The sequence below is a fragment of the Verrucosispora sp. SN26_14.1 genome (assembly GCF_004307965.1).
Lineage (GTDB): Bacteria > Actinomycetota > Actinomycetes > Mycobacteriales > Micromonosporaceae > Micromonospora.
Map to the genome: position 1 here is coordinate 1 of NZ_SISL01000251.1, position 8,725 is coordinate 8,725.

The following is an 8,725-nucleotide window of genomic DNA, read 5'->3' on the forward strand; positions in this document are numbered from 1 at the left end:
CAGCCGGTGGGCCCAACCTGGCCGCCGGCCGTCCGGCCACCGCCAGCAGCGTCAACGGATCGTTCGTCGCGGCCAACGTCACCGACGGCAACGCCGGCACCTACTGGGAGAGCGGTGGTGCCCTCCCGCAGTGGGTGCAGGTCGACCTGGGCTCCGCCCACTCCGTCGACCAGGTCAAACTGAAGCTGCCGGCCGGCTGGGAGTCCCGCACCCAGACGCTGTCGGTGCAGGGCAGCACCACCGGCAGCGCCTTCGCCACGATCGTCGGTTCGGCCGGCCGCACCTTCAGCCCGGCCGGTGGCAACACGGTCACCCTCGACTTCCCGGCCACCACCACCCGGTACGTGCGGATCGCGATCACCGCGAACACCGGCTGGTCCGCCGCGCAACTCGCCGAGTTGGAGGTGTACGGCGCAGTGGCCTCGTCGGCCAACCTGGCGGCCGGTCGGAGCATGTCCGCCAGCGGCCACGCCGATGTCTACGTCGCCGGCAACGCCAACGACGGCAACCAGAGCAGCTACTGGGAGAGCCCGAACAACGCCCTCCCGCAGTGGATCCAGGTGGACCTGGGCGCCACGGTCACCGTCGACCGGCTGGTGCTCAAACTGCCCGCCGGGTGGGGCGCGCGCACTCAGACGGCGACCGTGCAGGGCAGCACCACCGGTACGAACTTCACCACCCTGGTCGCCTCCACCGGGTACGCCTTCAACCCGGCCAGCGGCAACACGGTGAGCATCACCGTCGGCTCGGCCGCCACCCGCTACGTCCGGTTGCTGGTCACCGCGAACACCGGCTGGTCGGCGGGGCAACTGGCCGAGATCGAGGTGTACGGCCCGGCCACCGGTGACACCCAGCCGCCGTCCGCGCCGACGAACCTGGCGTTCACCGAGCCGGGCAGTGGGCAGGTGCGGTTGACGTGGTCGGCGTCGACGGACAACGTCGGGGTGACCGGGTACGACGTGTATGCCAACGGTGCGTTGCGGGCGAGTGTGTCGGGTACGACGTTGGCGTTTTCGGACACGCAGCCGGCGAGTGCCACGGTGTCGTACGTGGTACGGGCCAGGGACGCGGCGGGCAACGTCTCCGCGAACAGCAACACCGTGACCCGTACCGGCAGTTCCGGCGACACCCAGCCGCCGTCCGCGCCGACGAACCTGGCGTTCACCGAGCCGGGCAGTGGGCAGGTGCGGTTGACGTGGTCGGCGTCGACGGACAACGTCGGGGTGACCGGGTACGACGTGTATGCCAACGGTGCGTTGCGGGCGAGTGTGTCGGGTACGACGTTGGCGTTCTCGGACACGCAGCCGGCGAGTGCCACGGTGTCGTACGTGGTACGGGCCAGGGACGCGGCGGGCAACATCTCCGCGAACAGCAACACCGTCACCCGTACCGGCAGCACGCCCGGCGGCACCGACCTGGCCGCCGGCAAGCCGGCCACCGCCTCGTCGATGGTGCACGTCTTCGCCGCGGCCAACGCCGTCGACGGCGACGTCACCACCTACTGGGAGGGGGCACCGGGCGCGTACCCGGGCACGTTGACGGTCGCGCTCGGCGCCAACGCCAGCGTCAGCGCGATCGTGGTGAAGCTGAACCCGGACCCGGCGTGGGGTCCGCGCACCCAGACCTTCTCGGTGCTCGGCCGGGAGCAGTCCGCCTCCGGCTTCAGCACGCTGGTCGGCTCGGCGACCTACTCGTTCAGCCCGGCGGGCAGCAACACGGTCACCATCCCGGTCTCGGCGACCGCCGCCGACGTGCGACTCTCCTTCACCGCCAACACCGGGTCGTCGAACGGGCAGGTCGCCGAACTCCAGGTGATCGGCACCCCGGCACCGAACCCGGACCTCACCGTCACCACGGTGACCTCCGCCCCGGCCAACCCGGTGGAGACCGATCAGCTCACGCTCACCGCCACCGTCCGCAACGCGGGCACCCTGGCCGCCGGCGCGACCACGGTCGACTTCGCCCTGGACGGGACGAAGGTGGGCCAGGCGGCCGTCGGCGCGCTCGCCGCCGGTGCGTCGACGAGCGTGTCGACCACCGTCTCGGCCCGGAACGCGGGCAGTTACCAGCTCAGCGCCACGGTCGACCCGGCGAACACGATCATCGAGCAGAACGAGGGCAACAACGCGTACACGAACCCGACCCGGCTGACGGTCGGCCCGGTGGCCAGCTCCGACCTGGTCGCCTCGGCGGTCACCTGGTCACCGGGTACACCCGGCGCGGGTGCCACCGTCCGCTTCTCGGTGACCCTGCGCAACCAGGGCACCGTCGCCTCGGCGAGCGGGTCGCACGGCATCACGCTGACCGTGCTGAACGACGCCGGCACGGCGGTGCGGACGCTCACCGGATCGACGGGCGGCGGCATCGGCGCGGGTGTCACGGCGAGCCCGGTCGACCTGGGCACCTGGACGGCGGCCAACGGCCGGTACACCGTCCGGGTGGTGATCGCCGCCGACGCCAACGAACTGCCGGTGAAGCGGGCCAACAACACCAGCGAACGTCCGCTGTTCGTGGGACGCGGCGCCAACCTGCCGTACGACCACTACGAGGCCGAGGAGGGCTCGGTCGGCGGCGGAGCCCAGGTGATCGGGCCGAACCGGACCATCGGCGACCTGGCCGGAGAGGCGTCCGGCCGGCGGGCGGTGACCCTCAACACCACCGGCGCGTACGTCGAGTGGACCACCAAGGCGCCGGCCAACGCCCTGGTCACCCGCTTCTCCATCCCGGACGCCCCGAACGGAGGCGGGATCACCTCGACGTTGAACATCTATGTCAACGGGGTGCTGCACAAGCCGATCAGCCTCACCTCGAAGCACATCTGGCTGTACGGCGCCGAGGCCAGCCCGAGCGACTCGCCGAGCGCGGGCCCGCCCCGGCACCTCTACGACGAGGCGAACGTGCTGCTCAACTCCACCATCCCGGCCGGCAGCCGGATCCGGTTGCAGAAGGACCCGGCGAACACCACCACGTACGCCGTCGACTTCGTCGACCTGGAGCAGGTGACTCCCCGGGAGAACCCGGACCCGGCGCGGTACCGGGTGCCGAACGGGTTCAGCCACGCCGACGTGCAGAGCGCGTTGGACGCGGTCCGGATGGACACCACCGGCAACCTGGTCGGTGTCTACCTGCCCGCCGGCACGTACGAGACCGCCCAGAAGTTCCAGGTGTACGGCAAGGCGGTGAAGGTGGTCGGCGCCGGCATGTGGTTCACCCGGTTCCAGACGCCGTCGTCGCAGCAGAACACCGACGCCGGGTTCCGGGTGGAGCCGAGCGCCAGCGGGTCGACCTTCTCCCACCTGGCGTTCTTCGGCAACTACACGGTCCGGCAGGACGGGCCCGGCAAGGTCTGGGGTGAACTCAAGGACGTCGACGACCTCACCCTGGACAACGTCTGGGTCGAGCACACGGTCTGCGCGTACTGGGGGGTGAGCGTCAGCGGCCTGAAGATCACCGACAGCCGCTTCCGGAACACCTTCGCCGACGCGGTGAACCTGACCAACGGCAGCACCGACAACCTGGTCAGCAACTCGGAGGGCAGGTCCAACGGCGACGACGCCTTCGCGCTCTTCTCCGCGACCGACCAGGGCGCGTCGACCGGCAACCACGGCAACGTGTTCGAGAACCTGACCGCCACGTTGACCTGGCGGGCGGCCGGGATCGCCGTGTACGGCGGCTACGACAACGTGTTCCGCAACCTCTACATCGCGGACATGCTGACGTACTCGGGCATCACCATCAGTTCACTGGACTTCGGATATCCGTTCGTCGGATTCGGGTCCAGCCCACCGACCCGTTTCGAGAACATCTCGTTGGTCCGGGCCGGTGGTCATTTCTGGGGTGCGCAGACCTTCCCGGCGATCTGGGTGTTTTCCGCGTCCAAGGAGTTCCGGGGCATCCGCGTCAGCGACGTGGACATCGTCGACCCGACCTACTCCGGCATCATGTTCCAGACCAAGTACACCGGCAGTCAACCGGAGAACCCGATCACCGACACGGTCTTCACCAACGTGTCGATCAGCGGTGCCCGGCGCAGCGGTGACGCCTTCGACGCCAAGTCGGGCTTCGGGATCTGGGTCAACGAGATGCCCGAGGCGGGTCAGGGCCCGGCAGTCGGCTCGGTCACCTTCACCAACCTGCGGCTGAGCGACAACTGGCAGGACATCCGCAACACCACGTCCACCTTCACCATCAACCGCAACTGACCCACACTCCGCCCTCACGTCGATAGCCGGCCCTGACGTCGATCATGGAGTTGTGGCACTCCCGATAGCCCACAAGAAGGGCAAAGAGTCCGCCACAACTCCATGATCGCGGGGGTCCGTCGGAGACGGCGTGCCACGGTCGCCGACGGTTCGTCCCCGACGACCGGTTTGCGCCCGCGTACGGCGGGAAGTCGGTACGGGTGCGAGCGTTGTTGACGAAGATCGAGCAAGCGTCCGGGCTGGACCGGTTCGGTGACCGGTTGCAGCGAGCGGTGCAGGGCACCCTGCGCGGGCAGCGGGTCCGGGACCTGCTGCACGGTGTCTGGCTGGGTCATCCGCTGCACCCGGCGATGGTGCAGGTGCCGGTGGGCTCGTGGGTCAGTGCGGCGATCCTGGACCTGATGCCGGGCCAGCGTCGAGCCGCCACCACGCTCACCACCATCGGCACGGTGAGCGCGTTGCCGGCGGCCGTCGCCGGGCTCAACGACTGGGCCGCGCTCTCCCGTGACCAGCGTCGGGTCGGCCTGGTGCACGCCGCCTCGAACACCGTCGCGCTGGTCCTCTACTCCGGCTCGGTGGCCGCGCGGTTCTCCGGCCGCCACCAACTCGGCCGGACCCTCGGCTGGCTCGGGCTCGGTGCCGCCGGTGCCGGCGCGTACCTGGGGGGACACCTGGCGTACAAGCAGGGTGCCCAGGTCAACGTGAGCGTCTCCGACCTGCACCTGATCAGCGACGGTTGGCACTCGGTCGCCGAGATGGCCACGCTGCCGCAGCGGCAACTGGTGACCCGCAAGGTGGACGACGTCTCGGTGATCCTCTATCGGCACGGCGACGACGTCACGGTGATGCTCGAACGCTGCCCGCACCAGAGCGGCCCGCTCGGCGAGGGCGAGGTCACCGAGATCGACGGCCACGCCTGCGTGGTGTGTCCGTGGCACGGCAGCACCTTCCGCCTCAACGGCGGCGAGGTGGTGCACGGCCCGTCCGGCAACGACCAGCAGACCCTGCCGACCCGGGTGGTCGCGGGCCGGGTGGAGGCCCGGCTGCCGTGAGGCGACGGCCCCGGTCAGTCCTTGCGGTGACGGCCGACCGGCAGTTCGGCGGGCGGACCGCTCCGGACCGGCTGCCGGGTGGCGGCCACCGGCACCGGGCGACGCCGTAGGCCGAGCACCGCACCGATCTGGGCCCCCACGATGCTGGCCACGGCGAGCACCGCCGAGATGGCGAGCGGACGGTTCACCCGGTCCGGTTCACCGGCCCGTGCCGCGCCCACCGTCACCACCGGCGGATGCCCCTCCGGTGCCTCGTCGTGCGGTGCCGGCCGTCCCTGCGGCGTGGCGGCGGGAGAGGGCGGCGTGGGCGCGGCGGACTCCGGCTGCTCCACATCCGGCTTCGACGGCGTCGGCTTCGACGGCGTCGGACGCGACTGCTCGGGAGCGGGACGGGCCTGCGCACCGACCAGCCGGCCGGTCGCGTGCGGCCGGGCACCCTGGTCGTCCGCGTTGGCCGGCAGCGTGATCAGTTGGCCGGGGCGGATCCGGTCCGGGTCCCGCAGCTTGTTGAGCGCGGCCAACTCCCGGTAGTCCTCGAAGTCGTCCAGGTAACGGTCGGCGACCTTGCCGAGGTAGTCGCCCTTCGCCACCTTGTATACCGGCGCGTCGGCGGTCGCGCGTTCCGTCCCCGAGGACACCGGCTCGTACGCCGTGGGCGGCCCGGCGAGCGTCGCGGTGGCCGCCGCCGGCGCCGAGTAGGCGGGGGCGGTGTAGGCCGTGGTGGCGGCCGTGGCCGCCGGGCTGGCGGCGATGATCAACGCGACCGAGCCGACCAGGGCCGCCGCCGCCCGCTGCTGCCGACCCATCCCGGGCAGCCGGGGCGCCGGGCGGCGCAGCGACTGCGCGCCCAACTCCACGAGCACCGACAGCGCGAAGCTGGCCCAGCCGAACCAGCCGACGATCGCCAACGCCCGCAGGAAGAGTTGCCCGTCGTCCCGGCTGGTCAGCGTGGTGCCGATCTCCGCGAGTGTGGGCACGTGGTCCGGCAGAGGGTTGCCGGCGAACGCCAACAACGCGATCGGACCGCCGACCAGCAGGCCGATCAGCACCACCAGTGCGCCGAATCCGGTCAGCACCCGACCGACCCGCCGTACGGCGGTGCCACCCGATGCGGCCATGGCTACCTTCCTTCCCTAGGGAGCCCCGGTCAGCGCCCGCGCGGTCGCCTCACCGGAGACGGTGACGGTGTTGGAGAAGCCGAAGAGGCCGAGCATCGCCCGGCGGTAGGTGACGGACACCCGTACCCGGATGACGGTCTCGCCGTCGACCACCGGGAAGGTCACGTCGTGGCCGGTGGCCCCGGCGGCGGCGAGGTAGTCCGCGACGGCCGCGCGGGCCTCGGTCTGGTCGATGCGCTTCGGGCCGCCCTCGATGGCGGTCGCCCGGTCGATGGCCTGGCCACCGGTCCGGGCCGCCTCGGCGGCCAGGTTCTCGGCGCGTTGCAGTGTGCGGAGCTGACCGGCGCCGTCGAACGCCATGCCGATGATGCCGAGCACGCCGATCATCGCCACGGCGAGGAAGATGCTCACCCGCCCGGCGTCCCCGCGCCCGGCCGTCATCCCCGGCTCCGGTAACGGTCCAACGGCGAGGTGAACGAGGCGGTGACCCGGTTTCCGCTCGGCATCCTCAGAACGGAGATCCTGATGTCCTGGTAGGAGACGGTACAAGCGATCTGCACGGTGACCGTGGCGTCCTGCCCGACGGAGCTGCTGAAGGCTTGACCGAAGGTGGTGGACCGTCCGTCGACCGATCCGCTGAAGGTCACCTGCGGCTCGCCGGAGCAGGCCAACCCCCTCCAGTCGAGCTGGCTGCGGACCGCGTCGAGGGCCTCGGTGCGGGCGGTGCGGGCGTCGCGGGAGATGGAGGCCGCGCGGGCGGCGTCGTGTGCCGCCGCCTCCAGTGCCTCGCTGGCCACCGCGGTACGCCCGGCGACTCCGGCCAGCACCATCATGGCCAGGAACGCGGGTGCCAGGACGGCCACCTCGATCGAGACCGAGCCCCGGCTCATGGTGCGGTCCATCGTTCCGCCGTCCCGTGTGCGGTCTCTTCGATGGAGAAGCTGACTCCCGGCACCACCGACAGAGAGCGGCCGGTCACCGTGCACGTCACGTCGGTGGCCGAGGTGACGCAGCTCGGCCCTGGTTCGTCCCAGTCGACCAGCCAGCCACCGGCCTGGGTGAGGAAGCGCGCGGCGCGTTCCTCGCCGGCCCCGGCCGGAGCCTGGTGAAGCCGCTGTGCGTTGACTCCGCTCTGTGCCGCGTTGAGCGCGGTGGACCTGGCGACAAAGACGGCGGCCACCTGGATCGAGCCGAACAGCAGGATCAGGATCGCCGGTAGCGCCACCGCCAGCTCCACCGGGTTGCCGCCGCGTTCGCCGTCACCGGGCAGCCGAGGGTGCCGGATGGCCGTGACCATCCGGCACCCGGCGTAGCGGCGGCGGCGCATCGTCACGGTGCCGGCGGCCCGGGGATGCGGCCCATCCAGTTGTTGGCGGCGGTCAGGGCCGCTGCCGTGACCGCCAACGCCACCGTCACCAGGCCGAAGATGATCACGGCGGTCGGTACGGGGCTGTCGCCACGGTCCCCCCGCAGGTACACAAGCCGCGCCCGCAGCGCGGTCTGTACGTGGGTCAGCCGCACGCCCAGCGCGGCGTTCAGTTCGGTGAGGACGGACATCGGGGGCTCCTTCGGTTGAGGTCGAGTGCTAAAGGCGGGCGAGGAAGGGATAGATGGCGAAGCCGAGCAGGACGAAGACCAGCAGCGCGCCGGGAATGTCGAGCCGGCTGGTCACTCCCTCGGCCCGGGCCAGGTTGTCGGTGCGGATCTGGTCGCGCAGCGAGTCGGCGCGGCTGCGCAGGGTCTCGTGCACCTGGGCGCCCTCGCTGCCGGACGAGCGCATGATCGCGCCGACGTCGCCCAGCTCGGGGATGCCGATCCGGTCGGAGAGGCCGCGGAGTTCGTCCCAGGGCGAGTGCATCTGCATCTGGGCCATGCGCAGTGCCTCGGAGATCCGGTCGAAGACCCAGCCCTCACAGATGGCGGCGGCCCGCTCCAACGACTGCACCGGGCCGTGCGCGGCGGAGAGCTGCAACGCGACCAGATCCAGGTAGGTACAGACCGCCTGCCGGAACTCGTCCCGGGCCGCCTCCGCGCGGGCGATCATCGACCGGTGCGCGACCAGCGCGCAGAGCACTGCCAGACCGAGGCTGCCCAGCACCGGTACGGTCAGCGGCAGCGAGACGCCCACGGCGAACAGCGTGAAGCCGAGCAGGGCCGGTGCGGCGAGCCCGATCAACGCGGACAGCAGCATGGAGAGGGCGTACTGCTCGGGGGTGCGGTCGAGCAGGGCCAGTTGCCGGTGCGGCGGGCGCAGCCAGCGGGCCAGCCCGGTCAGCCAGTCCAGCCGGCGGTCGGCCGGACCGAGCCGGGTCGCGCCCGGCGGATGGCTCTCTCTTATACACATCACCGAGCC

8 protein-coding genes are annotated in these 8,725 nt (G+C 71.3%); 2 read left to right on the top strand and 6 right to left on the bottom strand.

Annotation, left to right across the window (positions count from 1 at the left end):
• Together EYA84_RS20500 and EYA84_RS20505 are read left to right on the top strand one after the other, a co-directional pair.
• Positions 1-4,202: discoidin domain-containing protein (locus EYA84_RS20500; RefSeq protein ID WP_131054666.1), on the top strand; the 4,202-nt coding region annotated here is incomplete at its 5' end.
• A gap of 200 nt (positions 4,203-4,402) precedes the next feature.
• Positions 4,403-5,254, top strand: a complete 852-nt coding sequence (locus EYA84_RS20505) for a Rieske (2Fe-2S) protein (protein WP_131054667.1) — start codon at positions 4,403-4,405, stop codon at positions 5,252-5,254.
• 14 nt (positions 5,255-5,268) lie between these two features.
• Here the strand turns inward: EYA84_RS20505 and EYA84_RS20510 are convergent, their stop codons facing one another.
• Genes EYA84_RS20510 through EYA84_RS20535 form a run of 6 tightly spaced genes read right to left on the bottom strand, consistent with a single transcriptional unit; the run spans position 5,269 to position 8,719 of the window.
• Positions 5,269-6,372 (bottom strand): LysM peptidoglycan-binding domain-containing protein, encoded by a 1,104-nt coding sequence (locus tag EYA84_RS20510; RefSeq protein ID WP_131054668.1) that lies wholly within the window; start codon positions 6,370-6,372, stop codon positions 5,269-5,271.
• 15 nt (positions 6,373-6,387) lie between these two features.
• The gene (locus tag EYA84_RS20515; RefSeq protein WP_131054669.1) at positions 6,388-6,813 is read right to left on the bottom strand and encodes a pilus assembly protein TadG-related protein; all 426 of its coding nucleotides are present in this window, start codon (positions 6,811-6,813) and stop codon (positions 6,388-6,390) included.
• Positions 6,810-7,262, bottom strand: coding sequence for a TadE/TadG family type IV pilus assembly protein (locus tag EYA84_RS20520; protein WP_387258457.1), 453 nt, complete (start codon positions 7,260-7,262; stop codon positions 6,810-6,812). Before EYA84_RS20520 ends, EYA84_RS20515 begins: the two co-directional genes overlap by 4 nt.
• Positions 7,259-7,669 (bottom strand): TadE/TadG family type IV pilus assembly protein, encoded by a 411-nt coding sequence (locus EYA84_RS20525; protein WP_131054671.1) that lies wholly within the window; start codon positions 7,667-7,669, stop codon positions 7,259-7,261. Before EYA84_RS20525 ends, EYA84_RS20520 begins: the two co-directional genes overlap by 4 nt.
• A gap of 32 nt (positions 7,670-7,701) precedes the next feature.
• Positions 7,702-7,929: a hypothetical protein gene (locus EYA84_RS20530; protein ID WP_131054672.1), complete on the bottom strand. Its 228-nt coding sequence runs from the start codon at positions 7,927-7,929 to the stop codon at positions 7,702-7,704.
• Positions 7,930-7,957: 28 nt separating this feature from the next.
• Positions 7,958-8,719 carry a type II secretion system F family protein gene (locus tag EYA84_RS20535; protein WP_394347593.1) on the bottom strand — a complete coding sequence of 254 codons (762 nt, stop codon included), beginning with the start codon at positions 8,717-8,719 and terminating at the stop codon, positions 7,958-7,960.
• Between the last annotated feature and the right edge of the window lie 6 nt (positions 8,720-8,725).

Bases quoted from the DNA above. Each gene is read 5' to 3' on its own strand.
- EYA84_RS20510 (WP_131054668.1), bottom strand. From the start codon at position 6,372: ATGGCCGCATCGGGTGGCACCGCCGTACGGCGGGTCGGTCGGGTGCTG.
- EYA84_RS20515 (WP_131054669.1), bottom strand. From the start codon at position 6,813: ATGACGGCCGGGCGCGGGGACGCCGGGCGGGTGAGCATCTTCCTCGCC.
- EYA84_RS20520 (WP_387258457.1), bottom strand. From the start codon at position 7,262: ATGAGCCGGGGCTCGGTCTCGATCGAGGTGGCCGTCCTGGCACCCGCG.
- EYA84_RS20525 (WP_131054671.1), bottom strand. From the start codon at position 7,669: ATGGTCACGGCCATCCGGCACCCTCGGCTGCCCGGTGACGGCGAACGC.
- EYA84_RS20530 (WP_131054672.1), bottom strand. From the start codon at position 7,929: ATGTCCGTCCTCACCGAACTGAACGCCGCGCTGGGCGTGCGGCTGACC.